Genomic DNA, 26,647 nt, shown 5'->3' on the forward strand with positions numbered 1-26,647 from the left:
AGGAAACGTATTGATAAAGGAGAGAAAAGCATTGAATATTAAATCGATAGAACCTACGCCAAGTCCAAATACAATGAAAATTAATCTTACGGAAGAATTGCCAGCAGGCAAGAGCAATAATTATAAAAAAGATCAAGCGGAACTTGCGCCGCAAATGATAAAAGACATGTTACAAATTGACGGTGTCAAGGGTGTATACCATGTGGCTGACTTTTTAGCAGTCGAACGTAATGCGAAATTTGATTGGAAAGATATTTTGGTCCAAGTTCGCCAAGTTTTCGGTGAGGATACTGGAAAACAAAATCAACAAGCGCAAATAAATGAGCATTATGGAGAAGTTTCCGTTTCCATCCAACAATTTAAAGGTATTCCCATGCAGATTAAAGCAAATGATAGCACACACGAAAAACGTTTTGCGTTACCGGAGTATTTCATTAAGGGCATATCAGCTTCGCAAAAAGAAGATGATAATGTCGTCCTACTTCGTAAATGGAAGGATTACGGCATTCGCTACGGAGAAATGGAAGACATCGTCAAGGAAGTAGCGGCAGAATTGGTTGCAGCTTATCCGGAGGAAAGAATTAATAAATTAGTTGATGCCGCCCAAGAAACCGTGGATAAAAAAGAACCGGTCATCAATCGCCCCAAAATAAAATTGACCGTTGACATGTTAGACGATGAAAGTTGGGAAAAGAGATATCAATTATTGGATCAGATGAGCGATCCGACGGTTGAAGATATTCCGGTACTGGAAAAAGCCCTTGCCGATAGCAAAGTTTCCATTCGTCGACTTGCTGCTGTATATTTAGGGATGATTGAAGATCCAAAAGTCCTTCCTAGCTTATATAAAGCATTGAGGGATTCAAGTGCCGCTGTAAGAAGGACGGCCGGGGACTGTTTATCTGATCTTGGGTTTGAGGAAGCAATGGGTGAAATGGCATTATCTCTATCGGATAAAAATAAACTAGTGAGATGGAGGGCAGCCATGTTTTTATACGAAGTTGGTGATGAATCCATCCTACCTTTTTTAAAGAAAGCTGAACAAGACCCCGAATTTGAAGTCGCACTCCAAGTGAAAATGGCCCTTGATAGAATCGAGAATGGGGAAGAAGCGAAAGGTTCTGTATGGAAACAAATGACGGAATCAAGAAAGTAAAAAATAAGTAAGTTTAAAGACCGAAAGAGGATAATCACAGACCGTGTAAGGACGTGTTTGTTGGTCATCCTCTTTTTTTTATAAAAAAGGGATGAAAGATTAGGTGAAAAATGTATAAAATCATCCATTTATATGAATAAATCCCTTTTCTACTATTTTAGAAAAATGTTTATGTAGAAAACTTTGAGCTAGAATGGTTACATTTGACCACATTTATGTTAGAATTTTTAGAGTATTATAAAAAGTTAATATATTCAATGTTAATTTGCTAAAATGAGGGGGCTACATAAATGTCTACAGCAAAAATGAGAAGCGACATGATTACAAAAGGGGTTGACCGTGCTCCACATAGAAGTCTATTGCGTGCAGCGGGTGTTAAAGAAGAAGATTTCGGCAAACCGTTCATTGCGGTTTGTAATTCATATATTGATATCGTTCCTGGGCACGTCCATCTTCAGGAGTTCGGTAAGATCGTGAAGGAAGCAATCAGGGAAGCTGGCGGGGTTCCATTTGAATTTAATACAATCGGAGTAGACGATGGAATCGCCATGGGACATATTGGTATGCGTTATTCTTTACCAAGTCGTGAAATCATTGCTGACTCCGTAGAAACGGTTGTTTCTGCACATTGGTTTGATGGGATGGTTTGCATTCCAAACTGTGACAAGATTACACCAGGGATGATGATGGGGGCACTTCGTGTCAATATCCCGACGATGTTCGTCAGCGGAGGACCTATGAAGGCTGGAAAAGATAAGAATGGTAAGTCTCTATCCTTAACATCGGTCTTTGAGGGTGTTGGAGCCTATCAAGCAGGTAATATTGAAGCAGAAGACTTAGAAGAAATCGAACAAGTGGCATGTCCTACGTGCGGTTCTTGTTCAGGGATGTTTACTGCCAATTCGATGAACTGTTTAGCTGAAGGATTAGGTCTTGCCCTTCCAGGTAATGGTACTATTTTAGCCGTAGCTGAAGAACGAAAGGAATTCGTAAAGAAATCAGCTAAACAACTGATGGAACTAATCAAAATGGATCGTAAACCGCGCGATATCGTTACGATGGAAGCGATTGATAATGCATTTGCTTTGGATATGGCCATGGGTGGATCGACCAATACCGTCCTTCATACCCTTGCTTTGGCCCATGAAGCAGGTTTTGAGTATCCAATGGAGAGAATCAATGAAATAGCCGGAAGGGTACCACATCTTGCAAAGATTGCACCGGCATCGGATTATCATATTGAAGATGTCCATAATGCGGGTGGGGTCAGTGCTATTATTCATGAGTTACTGAAAAAGCCAGGAGCTTTCAATGGTGATTGTCTGTCTGTATCCGGAAAAACGCTACGTGAAAATGTGGAAGGCTGCGAAATCTTGAATACGGATGTCATCCATCCCCTAGATAACCCGCATTCCGAACGTGGAGGACTTGCGGTATTATTCGGGAATCTGGCTCCTCTAGGATCGATCATTAAAGTGGGTGCCGTAGACGAGTCTGTCGGCGGTTATCACCGAGGTCCCGCAATCTGCTTTGATTCCCAAGAAGATGCGTTGTCAGGAATTATTACTGGTAAAGTAAAAGAAGGGGATGTCGTGGTCATTCGATATGAAGGACCTAAAGGCGGACCGGGTATGCCGGAAATGCTGGCACCAACTTCGCAAATCGTCGGCAGGGGTCTTGGGGCCAAGGTAGGTTTAATTACCGATGGGCGTTTCTCAGGTGCTTCTAGAGGGATCAGTATCGGTCATATATCTCCTGAAGCAGCCGAAGGAGGACCAATAGCCTTTGTAGAAAATGGAGATATCATTGAGCTGGATTTGAATAACCGTATCATTCAATTGGAAATTTCTGACGAAGAATTTGAAAAACGCAAAGCGAATTGGAAAGGATTCGAACCAAAGGTAACAAGAGGGTATCTGGGTCGTTATTCCAAGCTTGTCACCAATGCCAGCACTGGCGGCGTCATGAAGATTTAATCCACAAATGAAAGGGTGGCAGCAGATAATTCTGCTGCCTATTTTCTATGCAGGGCTTGGATGTTGGTAAACCTAAATTGTGTGGATTCAAGGTTAAGGTTCGCCTTTCGTAGAAGGTTTAAGCGTCAACTTTGCATTATGAACATAAATTATAGTATCCTTATAGTCATCTAGTTATTTCAAGGGGGAATTATTATGTCTATGGCTTATGATGAATACATGAAACAAATGGTGAAGCCAATGCGTGCTGAATTGGTGCAAGCGGGTTTCAAAGAATTGGAAACAGCTGAAAAGGTTGAGGAATTCATGGAGGCAGCCGAAGGGACTACACTTGTTGTCGTCAATTCAGTTTGTGGCTGTGCTGCAGGTTTAGCTCGTCCAGCAGCGACTCAAGCTGTACTCCAAGCAGAGAAGAAGCCAAATAATCTAGTCACTGTATTTGCAGGGCAAGATAAAGAAGCGACAGCTAAAATGCGTGAGTACTTTAATGGGATTGAACCTTCTTCTCCATCCATGGCTCTATTAAAAGGGAAAGAGGTCGTTCATTTCATTCCTCGCCATGATATTGAAGGCCAGCCTATGGAAGCTATCATGGAAAATCTCTTGGTAGCATTCGATAATGTAAAGTAAAATAAAATAAGTAAAAAAAAGAATGTCCTGTAAAAGGGCATTCTTTTTCAAATTCAGAGTATTAAAGGAGCAGGTACATGTTTGTGACTACAGCTGGACGAGCTGACCAAGATGTTATAGAGTTGGCAAAAGAGTTCGCGATGGATCAAAAGATTCCTTTTGTATCGAGGAGAAAACGTTCGATTCAGGATATCCAAAGGGAAAACGACAAGGATGATTGTCTCGTTTTCGGGAGAAATAGAATGGAAATATACCGGTACGGAGAGAGGGAGCCTTTCTTTTTCCATCCTAACTTAGCGATGATTCGATTGAAGCGATTACTGAATGGGGAGGCTGATCCATTTCTTATTGCAGGGGATATTAAAGAAGGGGACTCCGTGCTTGATTGTACATTGGGATTAGGTGCTGACTCCATTGTCGCTAGTTTTGCAGTCGGTAGTAAAGGGCGTGTGTTAGCGATGGAGGAAAATAAATACTTGGCATTACTTGTGGACCATGGTTTAAAGACTTGGAGTGATGCAGAAGAGTGGATGTTATCAGTAATGAGGCGGATAGAAGTTATGGAGGCTAACCATAATGAGTTATTGAAAACTTTACCGGATAATCATTTCGATGTCGTCTATTTTGATCCGATGTTTGAGGAGACCATTGAAGAATCTAATGGCATTAAAGGCCTGACCCATTTTGCTGCAAATCATGATTTCACCATGGAAATAATAAATGAAGCCAAGCGGGTCGCACGAAAAAGAGTTGTGTTGAAAGATCATTTTCGCAGTACCCGCTTCCAGAGATTTGGATTTGACGTGTTGGAACGAAAAACCTCAAAATTCCATTATGGCTTCATTTCCATTTTATGAATTCATTCGGTCTGATAATCCCCTTCATCAAGACCCATTGCACAGCCTTCACGGCTGGAATCAGCAGCGCCATAATTCGAACCGTCCAATGGGTTGATTTGTATTGCCTGGACATTACCGATTGAGTGGGGGACTTCATTGAAGGCAAATCCCATTCCTTCGAGGTGTCCCTTGCTGTTCATATCAATCCCGGCTTCCCATTCAATATGTGGGCCCATCGGCGTGAAAATTCTTGGTTCTTCGATTGCCGCCTTTAAGTCCATTTTGAAATCGAGCACATTAATGATGGTTTGGACAACTGAGCTAATGATTGTAGGTCCCCCAGGGGAACCAAGTGTTAAAATGGGTTGATTGTCTTTAAAAATGATGGTCGGACTCTTACAGCTTACTGGTCGTTTATTAGGCTGTACTTCATTCATGCCGCCTGGAACGGAATCAAAGTCGGTCAATTCATTATTCAACATGAAACCATAGTCGGAAACCATGATGCCAGAACCGAAAGGGTGCTCAACAGTCGAGGTGCAAGCCGCGATGTTGCCCCATCTGTCACGCACCGTGAAGTGGGTGGTTTCACTGCGTTCTTCATCATTTGGCTGTTGAATCACTTCCCTTTGCTTCACGGAATCATACTTCCATGGATTTCCGAAATCAATGGCATTGTTCCGTGACTTGAAATTAATGAACTTCCGTCGTTCAGCTATATATTCGTCATGCATAAGACCTGTAAGCGGTAATTCGGCAAATTCGGGATCAGCCAGAAATGCCTTTTTATCTGTAAAGGCCAGACGCATCGCTTCCGCTATCAGATAATATTTCTCCCAGGAACGTACATCATATTGCTCTAGATGGAATGATTCTAATATCTTTAATATTTGAATGACGGTAAACCCTCCCGCGCTAGGAGCCATCGAAGAGACAATTTTATAATCTTTATAGGTGCCGACCATGGGTTCATCAACGGTTGCTTTGTAATCTCTTAAATCGGCCATTTCCATGAATCCGCCTTGTTCCTTGATACAGGAAATGATTCCTTCACCAATCTCGCCCTCATAAAAAGCAGATACCCCTTCGCGTTGTAAAATCCTATAAGTATTTGCCAGCTTTTCCTTAACTAATATATCTCCCACCTGGTATGGTTTTCCTTCGGGCATGAAGAAGTTTCGCGCTTCATCACCCAATCGATATTCAAAGTTTTTAAGGGCATCACAAAGTACCCAGTTGACCGGGACCCCATTTTCAGCAAATTCTATAGAGGGTTCAATGAGTTCGGCTAATGGCTTGCTACCATATTCATTGAGCGCTTCATCCATCGCCTTTAGAATTCCTGGAATGCCAACTGCCGTCCCTTTTGTCGAACGCTCTTTAAAGGGAATAACCTCCCCATTTTCATCCAGGAACAATTCAGGATATGCCGCTTTAGGTGCCCTGACATGTCCATCGAATATCTTCGTTTTTTTACTTTTTTCATTATAAACCATAAGGAATCCACTGCCGCCTATTCCTGTCATCATAGGTTCCACGATATTTAATGCAAATTGGATGGCTACTGCTGCATCAACGGCATTTCCGCCATCGCGTAAGATCTTTTCCCCAATTTTAGTCGCAACTGGATGAGCCGTGACGACCATACCAGCTTTTCCTGTTGCCGTTTCTCTTTTATAGTTTTCTTCTTTGGTTTTTTCATCGATGTTTTCCATCAAAATTCCTCCAGTATATCGTCTTAAGTTCTTTCTTGAGCTAGAGACGAACTTCATTGAAAAGAAAACCTTGTCATTAATAGAATGACAAGGACTCTTTCATAAGTATTTTAGTCTTAATCAGCAAATGATAAATATACGAAAAATGCTAATGTAACAAGACATAAAGCCACCATGGCGGTTGTAGTCAAAGCCATTTATAAGCCCTCCTTAAAAAGATACCTGAATCTATTTAAGTTCTACAAATTACCTAATAATCCTTTAATTTATATATTTATAGTGAAAAATGGTATAAAAGATGCAACACGTATGTTGCATATAGGTATTTATCCTTTTTGGCGATTTTTGAAACATGGGGTATTATATATTCGTATTACCTGGAAAATCGCAGTATACTAAAAAAAAGGAACAACAGGAGGGGGGATAATGGTTTGAAAACGGCAACATGGTTTAGGAAAAGTCTTGTCATTTTAGTTTCCGTTTTAACGTTTGGCCTTGTCACACCTACAGATTTGGCATGGTTAGCTGATGCTGACTCTCTAAAAGATTCGAAAAAAGCGGTAGTGCAAGAAGACCATACACCATTTCCTTCTGCACAGGAATCTAGTGGCTTCAATCATTTCGACCGTGATAACTTTTTATCGGATATACTTGATAAAGCAGAAGAAAGCGCTTATGTGAAATTTGGTGAAAAAATAAACCCTAAAATAGGTGATGAGTTCAAAATGATCATTTTGCCGAAAATAGAAGAGACGGTAAACGATATGGCGAACCAATTTCCTGATGAAAAACTGCAACAGCTAACTATCACGGAGCGGCCAAGTGCAGGTAGATCCGAAAAAATTTTTCATATTTATGACTCGATAAGTGGAAATGATGTCATCCGATTCCATGTTAGGCAGGAAAATCCACCGTTAGAAGGATATTGGTTTAATTTTCATTATCACACGTACCACGATTCTTTTGCCACGCATTATGACATCGGGAAAATATATTGGGATAAAAACACTCCTCCCAAATGGACGAATCAAGATAGAATATCCTAAATCTCTTCGTTCATTGATTTTATCTAAAGGGAAGAGTATGATGATAATGAACATACATAAAGGTAAGTTCATAATGTTCTTTTTGGGTACGTTGTTCTGCAACGTATTTATTTTGTGTGAAATAATACATAGCAAGAAAACTGCGCTGTGCCTCTAGAGAGCACTTGCAGTGAATTTTATAGTTTTGCAGAGGTGCTTTAATCATGTCAGTAGAATTGCTAAATAAAATCTTCCATACCTATTCCCAGTTTTTTGATTGGGATATGTGGGGGGAAGTACTAACAGACCCTGTTAGCTGGGGATTAATTGGGACACTTGTCTTAATGGAAGGCCTTTTATCGGCTGATAACGCTTTGGTATTGGCCGTTATGGTTCGGCATCTTCCGGAAAAACAAAGGAAAAAGGCCCTTTTCTATGGATTATTGGGTGCATATGCATTCCGTTTCTTAGCCATTGGAATAGGTGTCTATCTCATCAAGATTTCTTGGGTAAAAATCCTCGGAGCTGTTTATCTTGCCTGGCTTTCATTCAAGTATTTCCGAGATAAGAGAAATAAACAGGCTAACCAGGATGAAGAGTTACAGGGAATGAGTAAAAATAGTTTATTAATCCGTATGTTCGGTAATTTATGGGGAACGGTTGTCGCTGTTGAGATGATGGATATTGCTTTTTCCGTTGACAGTGTCTTGGCTGCCTTTGGGGTGAGTGAAAAGATTTGGGTCCTCCTGTTGGGCGGAATGATCGGTGTCCTGATGATGCGGGGCGTTGCCGGAGTCTTTTTGAAACTGATTGATAAGATTCCTGAATTGGAAACGGCTGCCTATGTCTTGATAGGGTTCATATCGATTAAAATGCTTCTTTCGGTGGCGAAAATCGAAGTTCCACATGTCATCTTCTTTTTGACCATTCTTGTTATTTTTGGAACGACCATCTTGCTTCATTTTCAGAGAGAAAAAAAGCTTAAAGAACACAGTAAATAATCTTACGGAAAAGAGCTGATACCAAAATGGTGTCAGCTCTTTCTTTGGAAATAAAACTCAAATAGATGAAAAAGGAGAGTGAAAAATGTAAAAAAGAGCAAAGGGTATAACAGGTTTAGCCATAGTGATGTGAGGAATGGATGCAGCAAGATGCCAAAGAAAATCGAAAATAGCAATAGGTCTAGAATGATGAACACTTTTAAACTGTAAATTTCCAGTACTTCCTCGGCTAGTTCATGTGGTTCTGGCAGGATGAGACTTCTGTTAACTGGTTTCATGGTATCACCTTGAACCTTTTTTGATTATATTATTTTATATGAAAATACTGGGTGATCCGTGCCTCGTGAGAAAAGAATATTCCACTTATTTTTACCAAAAATACATCAATCAATTATAGAGGAGTTTCATGTTATACTAGAATAATAAATTGGGATTGAAGTATACATATTTCTTTGAAATATCCTATTAAACCATGGAAAGGATGTAGAAGGTGACAAATAAAAAGTGGATTGGATTATTCATTTTGGCAGGCTGTTTCCTTTCTATGCTTTCCATCTCTTTTGCTAAGGAAGATGGTTTAAAGTGGAGGGACTTGAAAAAAGATAGCCTACTAAGGCAGGCAGCCATTTTTCAGGATCAAGAGACATTACAGAACTTGTTTATATATCCTGTAGATGAATTTGATGAAGAGGAAGCCTTAAACATAGTTGAAACAATCAATAAACTCCCGCATTCCCTTCAAGTGAAAATTATTGATCGGGGTGTGAAAATAAAGCTTTTCAGTGGGAGCCTGACAGACAATCGTTCTGCAGCTCATTTAAAGGGGCAGACACCAAGAGGGTATGTTAATCCCAGCACTACATGGGATGATGTTCCGGGTATGGGGGGCTCGCATATGGTCTTGGTTAAAATCGGCGCGAGCGATAAAGGTAACGGCCATAGTTCTATAAATCTCGAACTCCATGAAATTGCCCATTCCCTCGATAAAATCGTGTATGGCGGCATTCGTGAGGATATGGATTATTTAAGCGTATGGGGAAAAGAAGTAGATGCACTGTTTCCTGGTCAACCTTATTTTTCTACATATCCCGAAGAATACTTTGCGGAAGCGTTTGCGATGTTTTATGTAAATCCGGAACAAAATCAATTGCTAAGACGGAAAGCTCCAGAGACCTACCATTTTATTAAACAACTAGATTGAATGATTTAATTCAATCGTAATTCACATTGACACATTGAACTGGTAACAGTAAAAAGTTAAAATAAGAAGAATGAATGTTGAAAAGGTGGTTTACCATGAAGCAATATTTGGATTTATGTAAGCATGTACTTGAAAATGGAACTCAAAAAGGCGATCGTACCGGAACAGGAACAATCAGTACCTTCGGATATCAAATGAGGTTCAATCTGCGTGAGGGATTCCCTGTTTTGACTACGAAAAAAGTCAGTTTAAAAGCAATCATCCATGAACTCTTATGGTTTCTAAAAGGCGATACAAACGTACAATACCTTCAGGAAAATAATGTGCGCATTTGGAATGAGTGGGCTGATGAAGCAGGAAATCTAGGTCCCGTCTATGGGCATCAATGGCGCTCATGGGGTGCAGCGGATGGAAGGCAAATCGACCAGATCAGTGAAGTGATCGAGCAAATCAAAACGAACCCAAATTCAAGGAGATTGATCGTAAGTGCCTGGAATGTCGGAGAGCTTGAAGAGATGGCCTTACCTCCCTGTCATGCATTCTTTCAATTTTATGTGGCGGACGGTAAGCTTTCCTGCCAACTTTACCAGCGTTCTGCGGACGTATTTTTAGGTGTGCCGTTCAATATCGCTTCTTATGCACTCTTAACGATGATGATAGCCCAAGTATGTGACCTGGAGCCTGGTGAATTCGTTCACTCTTTTGGGGATGTCCATATCTATTCGAACCATATGGATCAAGTGAAATTACAGTTGACACGAGACCCTAAACCACTGCCTACGATGAAAATCAATCCTGCAGTGAAAGATATCTTTGAGTTTCGGTTTGAAGATTTCGAACTTGAAAATTACGAAGCTCATCCCCACATTAAAGGGAAGGTGAGTATATGATTTCCTTAATTGTAGCCATGGATGAAAAACGTGTGATTGGAAAAGATAACAAGTTGCCTTGGCATTTGCCAGCGGACCTTCAGTACTTTAAAAAGGTAACGATGGGTCACCCAATCGTCATGGGGCGCAAAACATTTGAATCCATCGGGCGGATTCTGCCTGGAAGGGAAAACGTCATCGTGACCAGGAATCATGAATTTAAAGCGGAAGGCTGCACCATTTTGCATGATGTTGATCAGATTAAGACGTATGCCGATAATAGCGAACAAGAGGTATTCGTTATAGGGGGAGCGGAAATCTTCAAAGAAATCCTGCCAGTAACCGATCGGTTATATGTAACTGAAATACATGAAGTCTTTGAAGGGGACACGTTTTTTCCAATCATTAATGAGACGGAGTGGGAAACCGTAGAGACGACCCCTGGTGTAACAGATGATAAAAATCTATATGCCCATGATTTTATTGTTTTACGAAAAAAATGATATTAGTAACCGATTTATGGTGAATAAGCCATAGTCGGTTTTTTTGTACAAGATCAAAGAGATAGAATTTTTAGAAAAATCAGTTACATACTTATGATAAAGTGCTATAATTATAGAATTGATTAGGAAGGAAATGAGGGATAACTATGAACCAGACAGCATCAGTGAATAGGGGGATTCAGTTGGAGGATATTCTAATTGCCTATAGAGAATTGAAGGATATTGTCTTACATACACCTTTACAAAAGAATCAGCGTTTATCCAGTAAGTATGAATGCAATGTCTATTTGAAACGTGAGGACCTTCAACATGTTCGTTCCTTTAAGTTAAGGGGAGCTTACTATAAAATGAAAAGTTTGACTCAGGAAGAAACAAAGAATGGTGTCGTGTGTGCAAGTGCCGGGAACCATGCACAGGGAGTGGCTTTTTCCTGCAGTGAGTTAGGAATCAATGGGAAAATTTACATGCCTGCTACGACGCCAAGGCAGAAGGTCGATCAAGTCCGGTTATTCGGTAGGGATAATATTGAAATTGTCTTAATTGGTGATACATTTGATGACGCATTCGCAAGTGCAATGGAATGTTGCGAGAAGGAAGGGCGTTCTTTCATCCATCCTTTTGATGATGAAAAGGTGATTGCCGGTCAAGGCACTACGGCGGTTGAAATCCTGAATGATTGTGAAGATAAGATTGATTATGTGTTCGCAGCAATCGGTGGCGGCGGATTAATGGCTGGGGTTTCAAGTTACTTCAAATCAGTGTCCCCTGATACGAAGTGTATTGGAGTAGAACCGCTCGGAGCCGCGTCCATGAAAACTTCCTTCCAAGAAGGAAAAGTCGTTGAACTTGAGAATATCGATACGTTTGTAGATGGTGCAGCCGTGAAGTGTGTAGGGCAAATGACTTACCAAACATGTAAAGAGAATCTTGAGGATATCGTTGCAGTGCCTGAAGGCCATATCTGTACGACGATTCTCGATTTATATAATCAGCATGCCATTATTGCTGAACCAGCGGGTGCTATTTCCGTATCAGCCCTTGATTTTTACAAAGACCAAATAAAGGGGAAAACGGTCGTGTGCCTTGTAAGTGGGGGTAATAATGATATAGGCCGTATGCAGGAAATCAAGGAAAAGTCCTTATTATATGAAGGCCTGCTATATTACTTTATCGTGAATTTCCCACAACGTGCTGGAGCATTAAGGGAATTTCTTGATGAAGTGTTGGGACCCAATGATGATATTAGTCGATTTGAATATACGAAGAAAAATAATAAAGAGAGTGGCCCGGCCCTTGTTGGTATTGAGTTAAAAAACAAATTTGATTATACAGGACTTATTCAGAGAATGAATAAGAAGGGTTTCTCAAGCGTAGAAGTCAATAAAGACAGCAATTTATTCCACTTATTAATTTAAACTAGACAAAATTTTAAATTAGGTTAGAATAATATATATATTTTTACATATTATTCAACTTATCCAGCAGTCGTGTTTTGTCGATAATTGTTACCGTTGTATGACGATTTGCCAGGTTCCTTTCATTTGGCTGAAAATGGTATTATAATTAAAAGCAGAATAGGTTGAATTATAACATCGAGGGGGATGTATTCATGTCGAATATTGGAATACCTGGTCTAATTATCATCTTGGTATTGGCCTTAATCATTTTTGGTCCGAAGAAGCTTCCCGAAATCGGACGTGCTTTTGGACAAACGCTTCGAGAATTCAAGAAATCCACGAGTGAACTGACAAAAGGCGACTATGAAGAGGATAAGAAAATACAACAACCAAAAAATCATGAATGATTAAATGCAGGGCGTAAGATGGACCTTCTTACGTCTTTTGTTCTGTAGCAAAGAAACGGATTTTCAAATGAAGGCGTGATTTATTTTGGAAGATAAAGAATTAAATATCATCGATCATCTCGATGAATTGAGAAAACGGCTAATCATTACGGCTGTAGCTTTTTTCGTCTTTTTTATTGTCAGTTTTATTTATGTGGAAAAAATCTACTATTGGTTTGTTAAGGATCTTGACTTCGAATTAATGGTCTTAGGTCCAAGTGATATCATCTGGATTTACTTCATGCTTTCAGGAGTCGTTGCCATTGCTGCAACGATTCCGATTATAGCACTTCAAATTTGGTTGTTCGTTAAGCCAGCTTTAATGCCCAATGAAGTGAGGGCCACCCTTGCCTATATTCCAGCTCTTTTCATCTTGTTTATTGGAGGCCTTGCTTTTGGTTATTTTGTCATTTTTCCGACCATCCTTCAATTTTTAATTGAGCTGGGTGAAGGCATGTTCATAACCAATTTCACCGCAGATAAGTATTTTTCATTTGTCTTCAATATGACGATTCCTTTTGCCTTTTTATTCGAGCTACCAGTCGTTACGATGTTCCTGACCTCCATCGGTCTTATCAACCCTTACGTGCTTCAAAAATTAAGGAAGTATGCTTACTTTGTTCTCGTGGTCATTGCTGTTTCCATCACACCGCCAGATTTCATGTCGGATTTTTTGGTCACGGTTCCCTTACTGTTACTTTACGAAGTTAGCATTTCGCTTTCTAAAATTGTCTATCGACGAAGGGTAAAACGGGAGAGCTTGCTGGAAGAAACTCTTAATAATGAAGATGGCATATAAAAAAATGGCCCAAAGGATTTATTCCTTCGGGTCATTTTTTATGGCTGAAGTTATTGAATCGGCATCATTCAGCCATAAAGTTGATTAGATCCAAATAAGATATATGCCTTTTTACAAAGTTTTCTTCTGATTTTCAACGTATATGTGTCCAAGAGAATCATTATTCTGAAAAAAATATAAGCTTTAGTTTGAAAGCATACTTTGAATAGGTATAATACAATAGATACGTTAATTTAGGGATGTGTAAAGATGAATAAAGTGAAGATTGTAACGGATTCAACAGTGGATATGACCCCAGAAGAATTTGAGTATTATGGCATTACAATGGTCCCCTTGTCGATCTATATTGATGGAGAGACCTTTTTGGATAAAGTGGAAATTGAACAGGATGAATTTTTAAGAAGAATGAATCAGTCAAAAGAACTCCCTAAAAGCTCCCAACCGGCAGTAGGGACTTTTTTAGAAGTATATAATGAACTTGGAAAGGATGGCAGTGAGATTATTTCAATCCATATGACTGGTGGCATGAGTGGTACAGTACGTTCGGCTGAAAGTGCAGCAGGGATGTCCGATGCTAAAGTTACCGTTTATGATTCGGAATTCATCTCAAAAGCCATGTCATTCCAAGTGATAGAGGCTGCCAAGATGGCGAATGAAGGCAAAACCACCGAAGAAATAATGCAACGGCTTGAGACCATTAGAAAACAGTCGAGTCTAATCATTGTCATTGAAACGCTGGACAATCTTGTGAAAGGCGGAAGGATTGGCAAAGTATCAGCATTCATCGGATCTCTTTTACATATTAAACCGATTGCACTTCTGGACGGAGGCGTGCTGAATCCCGTTTCAAAAGCAAGGAGCCAATCACAGGTTGTAAAATTCATTTCAAAGAAATTCAAAGAAGATACACAAGGAAAACAAGTCAAAGGCATTGGTTTCGTTCATGCAAATGGCTATGAAATGGCCGATAAAGTTCGCAAAGCGATTACTGAAATTTCAGGGGTCCAGGATATTAAGTTAGAAGCTACAACGGCTGTGGTCAGCACACATACTGGCGAAGGTGCCATGGCCATCATGTATTACTGGGATTGATGTTCGCTTTTAGTACCTCCTAAAGAGCAGGAGATGAGAGCTAAGTAATGTAGTCAAATGTTCATTTTATGATAAAAATAGTGGCTGTTTTCCTACTGGTGGTCTGGTAGAATGAAAGAAGTGACAGAATATTTATACATAAAAGGCGGGGTATGGATGAGGAAGCTGCATTTGTTGAAGGCAGCTATGGGCATTGGGGTATTGTTGATGCTGGCAGCATGTGGTTCAACTGGGGTGCCTGATGCGAAGAATTGGGATATCGAAGATTTTAGTTATGTGGACCAGGATGGGGAACCCTTTTCCAAAACTGATTTAAAAGGAAAAGTCTGGGTAGCCGATTTCATCTTCACAAATTGTGAGGATGTTTGTCTCCCCATGACTGCCAATATGGTGAAGTTGCAACAAAAACTGAAGGATGAGGGAATTTCAGATGTTGAGTTCGTGTCATTTTCCGTGGATCCTGAAGTGGACAAGCCTGATGTCTTGACAGCATTTGGCGACCAGTTCAACGTTGATTACAAAAATTGGCACTTTTTGACTGGTTATGGTCAAGATGAAATCGAGGCATTTGCCAAGGATAACTTTAAAACGATTGTATTGAAGCCTGACAATGAAGATCAGGTGATTCACCAGACAAGGTTTTATCTAATGGATCAAGAGGGAAAAGTCATCCGGGATTACACGGGACTTCAGGATATTCCTTTTGATGAGATGATTAAGCATATAAAAATACTACAGAACTATTGAACAGGAGAATGACCTGTTCAATAGTTTTTTAGTTTCTATAGTAATCACGGAATGACGTATGGAACAAATAGCTGTTACGAAGAATGAATTTACTCATCAGGTACATGCTAAAATTCATGGGATAAGCTTTAATTCCCAGCTTTTTTTCATACTATACAGTGATAAATACAAATAAAACCGACAAGTAAAGGTCAAATTGATTCAATTTTATATTTTCCCCATGATATAATATTTAGGTAGGGAAGGTGAGGTTATGAGACACAAAATCACCTGTCTTTTTATATGCCTAGTTTGGATTTCAGGTTGCTCTCAGAGGACTACTTCAGAACAGCCACTCGTTCAGCAGCATAATGTTGTTGAATTAAGCAAAAAGGAAACCATTCCAGCCAGCTTTTTTCCGGATCCTGTTCAAATCGTGTCAATAGGTGATTCCCTAACTCAAGGTGTCGGCGATAGTAAAGATAATGGGGGATATCTCCCTTACTTGCAGAAAAATCTTGAGAAAGAGCCATCTATTACTTCAGTTGAGATGATCAATCACGGAGTTCGGGGAAACCGGACCGACCAATTATTAAAAAGGTTGGATAAATCCCGTGTTCAAGAAGATATTGAACAAGCCGATTCCATTGTCGTCACAATTGGTGGAAATGATATCATGAGAGTATTTAAACAGAATTTCTCCAACTTGGAACTGAACCAATTCGATTCAGCTAAAATAGGGTATGAAAAAAGATTAAGACAGATATTGGATAAGGTGCGCTCTGAAAATCAACAGGCACAGATTTATTTAGTGGGCGTGTATAACCCATTTTCAAAGTGGTTTGCTGATTTTTATGAACTAGATGAAATCATGAATGATTGGAATGATAGCGGAAAAAAGATTATCACCGAATATGATTCTGCATATTTTATCGAAATAGATGATATTTTCCAAAATTCCAAAGAAGACTTGCTATATACGGAAGATTACTTCCATCCCAATGATCGGGGATATGAATTGATTGCAGAAAGAATCTATAATAACATGGAAGTTTTAACAATCGGAAAGGATACAATGGAAGCTAGCGCCAAAGGAGATGATGACCAAGAATGACAAAAGTCAAATGGAAGACTTTGTTTATTACTTTATTAGCCGTTAACATCCTGGTCATCCTTTCAATCCTGGTTTTAATTAATTTACCGGCAAAAGATTCAGATATGAAGCCAGTTGTAACTAAGGAAGAAGATATCCAGTTTCAGATTCATACAAACCGGGAAGATTTGACCCGATTAATCAACCAGTATCTTGATAAAGAAGGCTTGACTGGATTGATACATTATGAAGTGTATTTAAGAGATGAAGTGGAGTTATACGGGAAAATGCCTTTTTTCAACCGTGAAGTGGAAATGAAATTAACATTCGAACCCATTGCGCAAAAGAACGGGGATTTGGTTTTAAAACAAAAATCGATTGCGATTGGCCAGATGAACCTTCCTGTTTCATATGTGATGAACTTAATTAATGAACGGTATAAAATGCCGGATTGGGTCACCATAAATCCCAATGAGGAAAACATATATGTGTCTTTACAGGACATGAAATTAAAAAGTGACGTCAGGGTCAAGGCTAATGAATTTGATTTAAAGAATGATGATATTTCATTTTTATTAACTGTCCCCTCTTCTTTACAATAAGTGAAAATGAAAGATGAAAAGCCAGGTCAAATGCATCCTGGCTTTTCATCTTTTTTTGTATTAAGGTGTTAAGATAAGTGTTTCTAAGCCAGGTTGACCCTGACTGGTGCCGATTATATAAATGGATAATGGGGTATTTGCCTGAATATCTGTATTGGGTAAGGAGAGGGCTACTTCTTTCGAATCGGCTTTCCTTACTTCAAAATCGACTTGCATGGGGTAGAGATTCAGGTATTCACTTGCTTTGCGATACGGAAGTCTTGAAAATACGACATCGCCATCCTTTACAGCGATATCCACCGGTGACGTATCAAAAGACAAGTGGACAAATCGAACCTTGGATTCATCTTGGGGGACATAAGGATTGTCTTCGAAAGTAAGTAGTTTTGGCATTTCATTGGATCCTGTAGCAACGACAGTATACAGTTTTTCACTTTCCAGATCGACTTTACGGCTAAGGAAGGTGGACGTGGTTTGTCCGGCAGGATATATATCAATTTGGTATTTACCCGGGGGTAAAGATAAATAGTTGCTATTGTCTTTGTAAGCGAAATTCTGAAGGATGCGCATTTCGTTTACATATACATCGACCGCAGGTGCTTTTGGAGCTGCATGTAAAATACGGACCTGTGCCGGTTTTACCGTATTGATTTGTTCACTTCTCATTGGTTGCATGGCTTTTTCCATGCTCTTTAAGTGTTTATGATAATAATAATCATGTAAATGTGGGTTAGTATATTTATAGTAGCAAGATAATGCATCATAATTCATGGCCTTTTGTAAATGTTTGTCTTTATGGTTCATGTCTATCACCTCTCATTTGAATCATTATGAAGACATCATATGGTAGCATGCTTGGGCATGTGTCTTTCGTATACTCAAATTTGATTGGTTTTTTTAATCAGTCCAGTTTCATCAACAAAAGAAGTTTAGACAGCAGATGATTTTACATGACCTTATAAAAGGTTTAAAATGCATTCAATAGAACTTTTCCAAAAAAGGAGGATATTACAGTTGACCAACCATTTAGACAAAGCAACATTTGCTGGAGGATGTTTTTGGTGTATGGTAAAACCCTTCGATGAACAGCCTGGTATTGAATCTGTCATTTCCGGTTATACAGGGGGGACAACGGAGAATCCTACATACAAAGAGGTTTGCTCGGAAACGACGGGACATTATGAAGCTGTCCAGATTACCTTTGACCCTTCCATCTACCCTTATAAAGATTTAGTTGAATTATTTTGGCAACAGATTGATCCAACAGACGCTGGAGGCCAGTTCTTTGATCGTGGCAGTTCCTATCAAACGGCCATTTTCTATCACGACGAAAAGCAACGGGAAATAGCGGAAGCTTCCAGGGCAAACCTACAGGAGAGCGGCATTTTTTCTAAGCCCATTGCCACACCCATTCTACCGGCCAAAACCTTTTATCCGGCAGAAACGTATCACCAGCATTATTATAAAAAGCAACCAGAGCACTACGAGAGATATTCAGTTGGCTCCGGGCGCAAGGCTTTTCAAAAACATCATTGGGGGGAAAAGAAATGAGCAGTAAAGATGATTTGAAGAAAAAATTAACACCCATTCAATATGAAGTCACACAAAATAGCGGGACAGAGCCTGCTTTTCATAATGAATATTGGAATTTGAATGAAGATGGACTGTATGTGGACATTGTTTCCGGTACACCGCTATTCACTTCCAAAGATAAATTTGACTCCGCCTGTGGCTGGCCAAGCTTTACCAAGCCACTGGATGATGGTGAAGTTGTGGAAAATTTGGATACAAGTTATGGCATGAGAAGGATCGAAGTGCGTTCAAAAACGGCCGATTCCCATCTTGGACATGTGTTTGATGATGGACCAGGACCAACCAAGTTACGATATTGCATCAATTCTGCTTCGTTAAGATTCATCCCACTCGAAGATCTTGAAAAAGAAGGATACGGTGAATATAAGAAACTGTTTCTTTAATAAACAAGTAAGCCCCTATCATCCTGTGATAGGGGCTTACTTGTTTTAGTGGTTTGAATCATTGGTGATGATGGAAGAAAGCCGCACATGTGTGGTAGGGAGGTCCTTGGAGGTTTCTCTCCCTGAAACTACAAAACGAACGGTGTGAGGACCGGGAGAAAGGCCATTGGCGATGAATAAATACCTTTCGCGGGCAAAGGGCCACCACGTATGAAGGGATGTATTCAGTTTGCCGTCAATGAATACATCAACTTCTCCGCCATCTGGGCTTCTGAGTAATTTAACTCCAAGTATATTTCCTTCGAATCGGTATTCAATATAACTCCCTGTGTCATCACTTGTGTAATAACCGCCTCTTGGTCTAAACCCCACCATTGAATCATAGTTGTCATTATCTCTTAAATTTATTTCGGAGCCTTGATGAAATTTAGGAGGAAGACTAGCGACAGGTTTTTCTTTTTGTGCATTTTCAATAAACTTTTGGTAAATCGTATTTGCATATAATTGATAGCCAAGGCCATTTGGATGAATCAAATCTTTCGTCAATTCCTTGTCAGTGAACCCTGAAGAATTGAAAACTGGACGCATGTCAATATTGGTGGCCCCATAATAGTCAGATAACAGACCGATAGCATTCGCAAATTCCTCGTTTTCCAAACAACTTTCCGTAATCGTGAACAATTCAGCATGAGGATATAGGTGCTTTGCTTTTCTAATCAGAGCCTCGTACGTCATTTTGAAATCGTCCACATTCATGTATTTACGATCATTTTCACCGAATACAATGAAAATCAAATCCTTATGGCCCATTCTTTTTTTTTGAGAGAGCTTATAAAGACCTTCAAAAGCAGTGGAGCCGCTTTGAACAACGTAATCCCCTTTAAAGGGAACTGAATGGTGCTTGCTCATTTTATTTTCCAGTTGTTTAAACCAAGTTTGACTCGGATTTTCAGCCCCGGACCCCCTGCCTATGCTATCGCCAATAATCAGATAGTCAATCGGCTGACCATCCTGGTATTTTTGGTATACATTTAAGTTCTCATCGGAACCGTATGTTTTTGGAACTTTTTGAAGGATGTAAATGAGAAGGAGTGTGAGGACAATTCCTGCGAATGGAATGAGGGATTTCGAGACTTTTTTCAATTCATTTCCTCCGATTAACATTATTGTAGGTTGGTGTGGTAAGTATAGGCCGAAAAGCATATTTTAACCTTATTATATCGCAAATTTAAGGTAATACAATAAGGTTTGGTTTCATTTCCCGTTTTTAAAACCAATTGATTACACGTTTTATTGAGGGGGATTTATATAGAAGAATGGAGGAGTTTTTGCTTAAATAAAAAAAAATGGGCAAATACACAGACCAAGGCGGGCATATCGACATATGGTAAGGGTGTAAAGAGAAAACAGAAATCAAGAAGGAGTGAAACTTTATGTACGGATATGGTGGAGGATATGGTGGCGGCTGCGGCGGCGGTTATGGTTACGGCGGAGGATACGGTGGCGGATGCGGTGGCGGTTTTGGTTCAGGCTTCGCATTAATCGTTGTCTTATTCATTCTGTTGGTTATCATCGGCGCATCATTCTGCTGCTAAATATAACACTAAAAGACCAGCTATCAGCTGGTCTTTTCTTATGGAGGCCATTCTTTATAACAGAATTACCCAAGATTAAGCCTTGGCTAGGGACTGGCTCAAGGGTGGAGTTTTAAAAGGGATTCGATTAAGAACATATGTTTCTTTTGTGTTATAATCAATAATGAGCCATGATTTTCTTTTGTTCTGTATATCTGCTAAAATAATTTAAGATGTAATATATTTAGGGGGAAAGAGATATGAAACCTTCTCGTTTAAAACGCGGGGATGAAATCCGGGTTATTGCACCATCGAGAAGTCTTGCGATTGTAAAAGGTGAGCAACGCAGACTGGCAGAGGAAAGATTAGTGGACCTCGGTTTTAAAGTTACATACGGTAAAACAGCTTTGGTACATGATGACTTTTTCTCGAATTCGATTGAGGACAGGGTTGAAGATTTGCATGATGCGTTTAGAAATCCGTCTGTAAAGGCAATCCTTGCTGGCGTAGGTGGATATAATGCCAATCAATTGCTACAATATATCGACTACGATTTAATAAAAAAGAATCCTAAAGTTTTGATGGGCTATAGTGATATTACGGCCATCGGTTTGGCCATTTATCAAAAAACTGGTTTGACTACATATTCTGGTCCTGATTTCTCTACTTTTGGGATGAAGACTGGGCTGGACTATACAATGGACTACTTTAAGAAAGCGGTTCTTATGGATGATGGCTTTGATTTAGAACAAAGTGAAACCTGGAGCGATGATTCATGGCATCTGGAGCAGGAGGACCGTTCCTTCCATCCGAATTCGGGATATATGGTCATACAGGAGGGCGAAGCAGCTGGTACCATCTTAGGTGGCAACCTTTGTACGATAAATCTTTTGCAGGGGACGGAGTATATGCCATCGTTACGGGACCGCATTCTTTTTATTGAGGATGATGAAGAAAGCCATCCTTTTAGTTTCGATCGGGATTTACAATCCTTGCTACAGTTGCCTGATGCAGATGGTATCAAGGGAGTTATCATAGGTCGATTTCAAAAGGATTCAGGGATGACACCTTACGCCCTTCAGCAAATCATTGCAACTAAGAGGGAACTGAATGGTATCCCTGTCATAGCGAATGCAAACTTTGGTCATGTCCATCCTTTTGCTACTATACCGATGGGCGAAAGTGTTAAGATGACCGTGAGGAACGGTAACGCGAAAGTGACCATCCTCTCTTGAAAAATAGATGGACTTATCGTCAGACTACCTATATATAGGGCAACTTAAGAGGATGAACCGAGATTATCGGTCATTGTCTGTATCGGTCCCTGTTTTTGGGTAAAATAGGGTTTTATCCCTGTTCATTTTCCTATTTTACAAGCATTATTAGGGAATATGAGGCTAATAGTTCAAATTCTTTATTTTTCTGATATAATACTAAGAGATTTAAAATAGAAAAGGTGATTATGTGTTATTAACAATTCCCGCATCCATTCGTTTAGAAGGCGCTTTATCCGAGTATAATAAAAAAGGCCGGGTAAGCCATACCTGTTTCGTTTGTAACGAAGACACTTCTAATGGGGATGCAAGCAACTTGAATTACTATAAGTTAGGTACTAAAAAAGTCTGTCTTTCTTGCATGAAACATGTCTTGCGTCATCCATCATTAAAAGAGTATGAATACGTACATACCTCAGTCATTGACAAAGCGGCTTTTTATAAAAGTGTGCTGGCTATTTTAAAGGATGAAAGCTTCATAGATTCCATTCGTCAAGACAAACTAAATAGCTCATTATAAGAAAAAAAGTGTATCTCTCGTGGATACACTTTTTTTTTGTCGTATTTCCTTACTTTCCCCGCGGTGAATAGATTCCCCATCCTTCTAAAACCTTCCTATAAAAATAGTTTGAAAGAGTTGCAATAATTCCTTAGCAAGATTTCCCTAGTGGGGACATACACTTTAGCATAAGCCATAATTGGTGGTAGAAGGAGAGTGTGGGCATGGAGCAGTCTTCATTGATCAAGCCGTTCCTTGGCGTCGCCTATCCGACAATTAGTCATGGGAAGGGCGTCTATTTATACGATAAAGAAGGGAAGGACTATCTGGATGCATCTTCCGGTGCTGTAACCTCCAATATTGGTCATGGGGTGCAAGAAATTGTAGATGCCATGGTTCAACAGGCAAGCCAAGTGTCATTTGTGTATCGTTCCCAGTTCACGAGCGAGGCAGCAGAGAAGCTTGCCCGAAAAATAGCGGATTTAACCAATGGGAAGCTCCCCTATAGTTTTTTTGTTAATAGTGGTTCAGAAGCGACCGAAACTGCACTAAAGATTGCCATCCAGCATTGGCAGGAAAAAGGGAAACCCAGGAAACAAAAGATAATATCCAGATGGATGAGCTACCATGGCATTACGATCGGCGCTCTTTCAATGTCTGGTCATCCTATACGCAGAGAGCGATTTACCGCTCTACTTGAATCATACCCTTCTGTTGCTCCTCCTTATTGTTACCGTTGTCCATATCAATTAGATCACCGAACATGTGGGATGGCCTGTGCTTTGGAGTTGGAATCATCCATCCGGCGCATTGGCGCAGATAACATCGCAGCATTTATATGTGAGCCAGTTATCGGTGCAGCAGGTGGGGCAATCGTTCCGCCTAATGGTTATTTTCAGAAACTAAAGAAAATTTGTGAGGAACATGACATTCTATTCATTGCTGATGAGGTTATGACTGGATTCGGTCGGACAGGTAAGATGCTAGCCTCTGAACATTGGGGAGTAGAACCGGATATTATTACGTTTGGGAAAGGGATAAGCGGGGGGTACACGCCTATCGCTGCCGCTGCCATGACAGAAAAAGTGTTGGAACCCATCATGAATGGTTCCCGTTCAATCATGGGCGGACATACACTTAGTGCCAATCCATTGTCGTGTGCCATAGCGCTTGCCGTTTTGGAATATATGGAGGATAACGATCTCGTAGAACACTCTGCTAAAAGAGGGAAGGAGTTATTCAACGGTTTAAAAAAGCTTGCAAAGAAATACTCGTTTATCGGGGACCTCCGCGGTAGGGGTTTATTGATCGGGATGGAATTTGTCCAGGATAAAGAAACGAAGGAATCTTTTCCAAAAACTTTAGATGTGACTGCTGAAATTATAAAGGCGGGGATGAACAATGGGATTATTTTATACCCTGCATCAGCGGGGCTTGATGGGATTAACGGGGCAGCCATCATCATTTCTCCGCCCTTAATCATTACAAAGGAAGAGAGTGCTGAATTGCTAAGGAGACTAGACTCAACCCTCCTTGAATTTAAAGATAAGATCCTCCCTGGATATCTGCCGTCTTAAATAAGGAAGTGAACAGAATTGAATGATAATGCATTCCATAAAGTTTGCCGTCTTGAGGATGTCCTGCATCTCTTTGAAGACGGTCAGTCCATTCTTTTTGGCGGGTTCGGTGGAATTGGCACTCCTCCGGGCCTCATCAATCTAATCTTGGAGACGGGTATACAACACTTAACTTTAATCGGAAATGATACTGGCTTCCCTGATATCGGAATAGGTAGGCTGGTTACTCAAAGGCGGGCAAAAAAAATCATTGTTTCTCATATCGGTTCCAATCCGAATGCCGGACTATTCATGAATAATGGAGAGTTGGAAGTGGAGTTCTCTCCGCAAGGTACACTGGTTGAACGAATCCGTGCAGGGGGGATGGGCCTTGGCGGAATATTAACCGATATTGGTCTGGATAATGATATCGTCAGGAAAGGGAAACAAACCGTCAAAATCGGGGAGAAAAATTACCTAGTGGAACCTGCATTGACTGCCGATATCGCTATCGTTTATGCAGCAAAAGCAGATCCCTATGGCAATCTCATTTTCGACAAAAGTGCTCGAAATACAAACCCACTCGTGGCAACGGCAGGTCAAATCACGATTGTGGAAGTCGAGGAAATCGTTCCTCTGGGCAGCATGGATCCAGAGAAAATCATTGTACCTGGTGCTTTTGTAGATTATATCATTCCTTCAAAAGGAGTCGATTGGAAATGGGTTTGGGAGCCGAGGCGAGAAATCGATTAGCCAAAAGAGCGGCAGCTGAAATTAGGGATGGCATGCTGGTCAATTTAGGTATCGGCATTCCATCTTTAGTGCCGAATCATCTACGAGCCGATCATCAAGTGATGTTTCAAGCAGAAAATGGGATTGTTGGTATGGGAAGCTCTCCAGCCATGGGCCATGAAGACGCACATCTTTGTAATGCAGGAGGCCTCCCCATAACCATCCGGGAAGGAGCATCCTATTGCGATAGTACACTCGCCTTTGGGATGATTCGCCGTGGCCGTGTTGATGTTACGATCTTAGGCGCTCTTCAAGTAAGTGAATATGGGGATCTGGCAAATTGGATTGTTCCCGGTAAGCGAGTACCTGGAATGGGTGGGGCAATGGAACTTGCGGCAAAGGCGAAAAAGGTCATTGTCCTAATGGAGCACACCGACAAAGACGGTATCTCCAAAATAATGAAGAACTGTACATTGCCATTAACGGCGAAACGATGTGTACATAAGGTTATCACGGAACTGGGCGTTTTTTCTGTTACTCCAAAAGGTCTCCTATTAACTGATTTATTCGCTTCCACTACAATAGAAGAAGTCAAGAAAAGAACGGAAGCCGATGTTAAAGTGTCTAGCAAGCTTTGTATAGTAAAAGAATGAGAGAGGAGTATGAGGGCATGTATGAAGAGCAAATCAGTGCATGGTTGAAAGAGCATCGAAATGATGGCATTAAATTACTTCAAAAATTAGTGCAGGAACCCAGCAAACGCGGGCAGGAAGGGAGTGCACAAGCCATCGTCGTCGAAAAGTGCCGGCAGATCGGTCTTGACATCGACCTATGGGAGATTGGGGATGGCGCACTAAGAAATCATCCTCATTTTTATTGTGACCGAAAAGACTTTAAAGGGAATCCAAACCTTGTCGCGGTTAGGAAGGGAAGTGGCGGCGGCAGGTCGCTTATATTGAACGGTCATATCGATGTCGTTCCTGAAGGTGATAGATCAGCATGGAAGGATGATCCATTCAGTGGAAAAATAGAGAATGGGAAAGTGTATGGGCGGGGGACGACGGATATGAAAGGCGGGAATGTTTCATTATTATTAGCGCTCGAATCCATCGTTGAAACAGGCATAAGATTGAAGGGCGACGTGATATTTCAGAGTGTAATCGAAGAGGAAAGCGGTGGGGCGGGTTCACTCGCAGCTGTATTGAGAGGATATAAAGCTGATGGAGCGATCATTCCAGAACCAACGAACATGAAATTTTTCCCCCTTCAACAAGGATCGATGTGGTTTCGACTGAAAATAAAAGGCAAATCAGCACACGGGGGAACCCGGTATGAAGGACAAAGCGCGATAGATAAAGCTTATCTTGTAATCGAGGAAATCAAGAACCTTGAAAAGGAACGTAACCAAAAGATGGATCATCCACTTTATCATAATATCCCCATCCCCATTCCCATTAATATCGGGAGCATCCAAAGTGGGAATTGGCCTTCTTCTGTGCCTGATACAGCGATTCTAGAAGGTAGATTTGGAGTTGCCCCTAAGGAAACCATGGAAGCGGCACAACTCTCCTTGAAAAACAAGATTGACGATTTGAATCGTAAGGATAATTGGTTCAAGGAAAAACCAATTGAATTGGAATGGTTCGGAGCTAGATGGATACCGGGAATCCTGGAATTGGATCATCCGTTGATTCAGGCATTGTCCACCCACTATGAAAAAGTCATGGGAGAACAGCCGACTGTGGAAGCTTCCCCTTGGGGAACGGATGGAGGGTATTTATCTTCGGTCGGTTCCATACCGGTAGTGGTTTTCGGACCAGGCGAAACAAAATTGGCCCATGATGCCAATGAATATATAGAAGTGGATAAAATGTTGGAATCGGCCGAAATCATTGCACGAACAATTTTGGAATGGTGTGGAGTGGAGGGACATATAAGGGGTACCGGGTCTGATTCCTAAAATAGG

At 40.5% G+C, this 26,647-nt stretch carries 28 protein-coding genes; 25 read left to right on the plus strand and 3 right to left on the minus strand.

The window, feature by feature from the left end:
* Positions 1 to 31 precede the first annotated feature (31 nt).
* The 4 genes from ACIQXQ_RS09200 (at position 32) to ACIQXQ_RS09215 (ending at position 4,619) form a co-directional block, all read left to right on the plus strand.
* A complete protein-coding gene (locus ACIQXQ_RS09200) occupies positions 32 to 1,156 on the plus strand; it encodes a conserved virulence factor C family protein (RefSeq protein WP_402869018.1) in 1,125 nt (374 codons plus the stop codon).
* 290 nt (positions 1,157 to 1,446) lie between these two features.
* Positions 1,447 to 3,132 (plus strand): dihydroxy-acid dehydratase, encoded by a 1,686-nt coding sequence (ilvD, locus tag ACIQXQ_RS09205; RefSeq protein WP_402956790.1) that lies wholly within the window; start codon positions 1,447 to 1,449, stop codon positions 3,130 to 3,132.
* Between the two features lie 195 nt (positions 3,133 to 3,327).
* A complete protein-coding gene (locus ACIQXQ_RS09210; RefSeq protein WP_402956792.1) occupies positions 3,328 to 3,762 on the plus strand; it encodes a BrxA/BrxB family bacilliredoxin in 435 nt (144 codons plus the stop codon).
* 77 nt (positions 3,763 to 3,839) lie between these two features.
* Positions 3,840 to 4,619 (plus strand): class I SAM-dependent methyltransferase, encoded by a 780-nt coding sequence (locus ACIQXQ_RS09215; protein WP_402956794.1) that lies wholly within the window; start codon positions 3,840 to 3,842, stop codon positions 4,617 to 4,619.
* 2 nt (positions 4,620 to 4,621) lie between these two features.
* On the opposite strand, the gene ggt is transcribed toward ACIQXQ_RS09215, so the two are convergent.
* Entirely contained in the window at positions 4,622 to 6,316 is a 1,695-nt protein-coding gene (ggt, locus tag ACIQXQ_RS09220) for a gamma-glutamyltransferase (protein WP_402869010.1), read from the minus strand.
* A gap of 431 nt (positions 6,317 to 6,747) precedes the next feature.
* Here ggt and ACIQXQ_RS09225 point away from each other — a divergent pair, with 431 nt between their 5' ends.
* The 12 genes from ACIQXQ_RS09225 to ACIQXQ_RS09280 all read left to right on the plus strand — a co-directional run bounded on the left by ACIQXQ_RS09225 (position 6,748) and on the right by ACIQXQ_RS09280 (position 17,070).
* Positions 6,748 to 7,362, plus strand: coding sequence for a YpjP family protein (locus ACIQXQ_RS09225; RefSeq protein WP_402956796.1), 615 nt, complete (start codon positions 6,748 to 6,750; stop codon positions 7,360 to 7,362).
* Positions 7,363 to 7,565: 203 nt separating this feature from the next.
* A complete protein-coding gene (locus ACIQXQ_RS09230; protein ID WP_402869007.1) occupies positions 7,566 to 8,342 on the plus strand; it encodes a TerC family protein in 777 nt (258 codons plus the stop codon).
* A 490-nt stretch (positions 8,343 to 8,832) separates the two neighbouring features.
* Complete coding sequence (locus tag ACIQXQ_RS09235; RefSeq protein WP_402869005.1) at positions 8,833 to 9,543, plus strand: anthrax toxin lethal factor-related metalloendopeptidase; 711 nt, start codon at positions 8,833 to 8,835, stop codon at positions 9,541 to 9,543.
* A gap of 95 nt (positions 9,544 to 9,638) precedes the next feature.
* Complete coding sequence (locus ACIQXQ_RS09240) at positions 9,639 to 10,433, plus strand: thymidylate synthase (protein WP_402869003.1); 795 nt, start codon at positions 9,639 to 9,641, stop codon at positions 10,431 to 10,433.
* Complete coding sequence (locus ACIQXQ_RS09245) at positions 10,430 to 10,915, plus strand: dihydrofolate reductase (RefSeq protein ID WP_402869001.1); 486 nt, start codon at positions 10,430 to 10,432, stop codon at positions 10,913 to 10,915. Before ACIQXQ_RS09240 ends, ACIQXQ_RS09245 begins: the two co-directional genes overlap by 4 nt.
* A gap of 146 nt (positions 10,916 to 11,061) precedes the next feature.
* A complete protein-coding gene (gene ilvA / locus ACIQXQ_RS09250) occupies positions 11,062 to 12,330 on the plus strand; it encodes a threonine ammonia-lyase IlvA (protein WP_402868999.1) in 1,269 nt (422 codons plus the stop codon).
* A gap of 194 nt (positions 12,331 to 12,524) precedes the next feature.
* Positions 12,525 to 12,719, plus strand: coding sequence for a twin-arginine translocase TatA/TatE family subunit (gene tatA, locus ACIQXQ_RS09255; RefSeq protein ID WP_402868997.1), 195 nt, complete (start codon positions 12,525 to 12,527; stop codon positions 12,717 to 12,719).
* 85 nt (positions 12,720 to 12,804) lie between these two features.
* Complete coding sequence (gene tatC, locus ACIQXQ_RS09260) at positions 12,805 to 13,557, plus strand: twin-arginine translocase subunit TatC (protein ID WP_402956799.1); 753 nt, start codon at positions 12,805 to 12,807, stop codon at positions 13,555 to 13,557.
* 249 nt (positions 13,558 to 13,806) lie between these two features.
* A complete protein-coding gene (locus ACIQXQ_RS09265; protein ID WP_402868993.1) occupies positions 13,807 to 14,649 on the plus strand; it encodes a DegV family protein in 843 nt (280 codons plus the stop codon).
* A 156-nt stretch (positions 14,650 to 14,805) separates the two neighbouring features.
* Positions 14,806 to 15,396: an SCO family protein gene (locus ACIQXQ_RS09270; RefSeq protein WP_402869866.1), complete on the plus strand. Its 591-nt coding sequence runs from the start codon at positions 14,806 to 14,808 to the stop codon at positions 15,394 to 15,396.
* A gap of 253 nt (positions 15,397 to 15,649) precedes the next feature.
* A complete protein-coding gene (locus tag ACIQXQ_RS09275; protein ID WP_402868991.1) occupies positions 15,650 to 16,489 on the plus strand; it encodes an SGNH/GDSL hydrolase family protein in 840 nt (279 codons plus the stop codon).
* Positions 16,486 to 17,070, plus strand: coding sequence for a YpmS family protein (locus tag ACIQXQ_RS09280; RefSeq protein WP_402956801.1), 585 nt, complete (start codon positions 16,486 to 16,488; stop codon positions 17,068 to 17,070). Before ACIQXQ_RS09275 ends, ACIQXQ_RS09280 begins: the two co-directional genes overlap by 4 nt.
* Positions 17,071 to 17,130: 60 nt before the next feature.
* On the opposite strand, the gene ACIQXQ_RS09285 is transcribed toward ACIQXQ_RS09280, so the two are convergent.
* Positions 17,131 to 17,874 (minus strand): DUF4397 domain-containing protein, encoded by a 744-nt coding sequence (locus ACIQXQ_RS09285; protein ID WP_402868987.1) that lies wholly within the window; start codon positions 17,872 to 17,874, stop codon positions 17,131 to 17,133.
* A 261-nt stretch (positions 17,875 to 18,135) separates the two neighbouring features.
* Between ACIQXQ_RS09285 and msrA the strand changes: the two genes are divergently transcribed.
* Entirely contained in the window at positions 18,136 to 18,621 is a 486-nt protein-coding gene (gene msrA / locus ACIQXQ_RS09290) for a peptide-methionine (S)-S-oxide reductase MsrA (protein ID WP_402869865.1), read from the plus strand.
* Entirely contained in the window at positions 18,618 to 19,046 is a 429-nt protein-coding gene (gene msrB / locus ACIQXQ_RS09295) for a peptide-methionine (R)-S-oxide reductase MsrB (RefSeq protein ID WP_402868984.1), read from the plus strand. Before msrA ends, msrB begins: the two co-directional genes overlap by 4 nt.
* A 45-nt stretch (positions 19,047 to 19,091) precedes the next feature.
* Here msrB and ACIQXQ_RS09300 read toward each other — a convergent pair whose 3' ends face one another.
* Positions 19,092 to 20,189: an SGNH/GDSL hydrolase family protein gene (locus ACIQXQ_RS09300; protein ID WP_402956803.1), complete on the minus strand. Its 1,098-nt coding sequence runs from the start codon at positions 20,187 to 20,189 to the stop codon at positions 19,092 to 19,094.
* A gap of 290 nt (positions 20,190 to 20,479) precedes the next feature.
* Here ACIQXQ_RS09300 and ACIQXQ_RS09305 point away from each other — a divergent pair, with 290 nt between their 5' ends.
* The 7 genes from ACIQXQ_RS09305 to ACIQXQ_RS09335 all read left to right on the plus strand — a co-directional run bounded on the left by ACIQXQ_RS09305 (position 20,480) and on the right by ACIQXQ_RS09335 (position 26,641).
* Positions 20,480 to 20,641, plus strand: coding sequence for a YjcZ family sporulation protein (locus ACIQXQ_RS09305; RefSeq protein ID WP_402868981.1), 162 nt, complete (start codon positions 20,480 to 20,482; stop codon positions 20,639 to 20,641).
* Between the two features lie 239 nt (positions 20,642 to 20,880).
* Positions 20,881 to 21,855: a S66 family peptidase gene (locus ACIQXQ_RS09310; RefSeq protein WP_402868979.1), complete on the plus strand. Its 975-nt coding sequence runs from the start codon at positions 20,881 to 20,883 to the stop codon at positions 21,853 to 21,855.
* Between the two features lie 229 nt (positions 21,856 to 22,084).
* On the plus strand, positions 22,085 to 22,414 hold the full coding sequence (locus ACIQXQ_RS09315; RefSeq protein ID WP_402868977.1) for a hypothetical protein: 330 nt from the start codon (positions 22,085 to 22,087) through the stop codon (positions 22,412 to 22,414).
* A 203-nt stretch (positions 22,415 to 22,617) separates the two neighbouring features.
* On the plus strand, positions 22,618 to 23,970 hold the full coding sequence (locus ACIQXQ_RS09320; protein WP_402956806.1) for an aspartate aminotransferase family protein: 1,353 nt from the start codon (positions 22,618 to 22,620) through the stop codon (positions 23,968 to 23,970).
* Positions 23,971 to 23,988: 18 nt separating this feature from the next.
* Entirely contained in the window at positions 23,989 to 24,702 is a 714-nt protein-coding gene (locus ACIQXQ_RS09325) for a CoA transferase subunit A (protein WP_402956808.1), read from the plus strand.
* Positions 24,669 to 25,334 carry a 3-oxoacid CoA-transferase subunit B gene (locus ACIQXQ_RS09330; RefSeq protein ID WP_402956810.1) on the plus strand — a complete coding sequence of 222 codons (666 nt, stop codon included), beginning with the start codon at positions 24,669 to 24,671 and terminating at the stop codon, positions 25,332 to 25,334. Before ACIQXQ_RS09325 ends, ACIQXQ_RS09330 begins: the two co-directional genes overlap by 34 nt.
* A gap of 17 nt (positions 25,335 to 25,351) precedes the next feature.
* Entirely contained in the window at positions 25,352 to 26,641 is a 1,290-nt protein-coding gene (locus tag ACIQXQ_RS09335; protein WP_402956812.1) for a peptidase, read from the plus strand.
* Positions 26,642 to 26,647 lie beyond the last annotated feature (6 nt).

This window comes from Peribacillus sp. NPDC097198 (assembly GCF_044762055.1).
Lineage (GTDB): Bacteria > Bacillota > Bacilli > Bacillales > DSM-1321 > Peribacillus.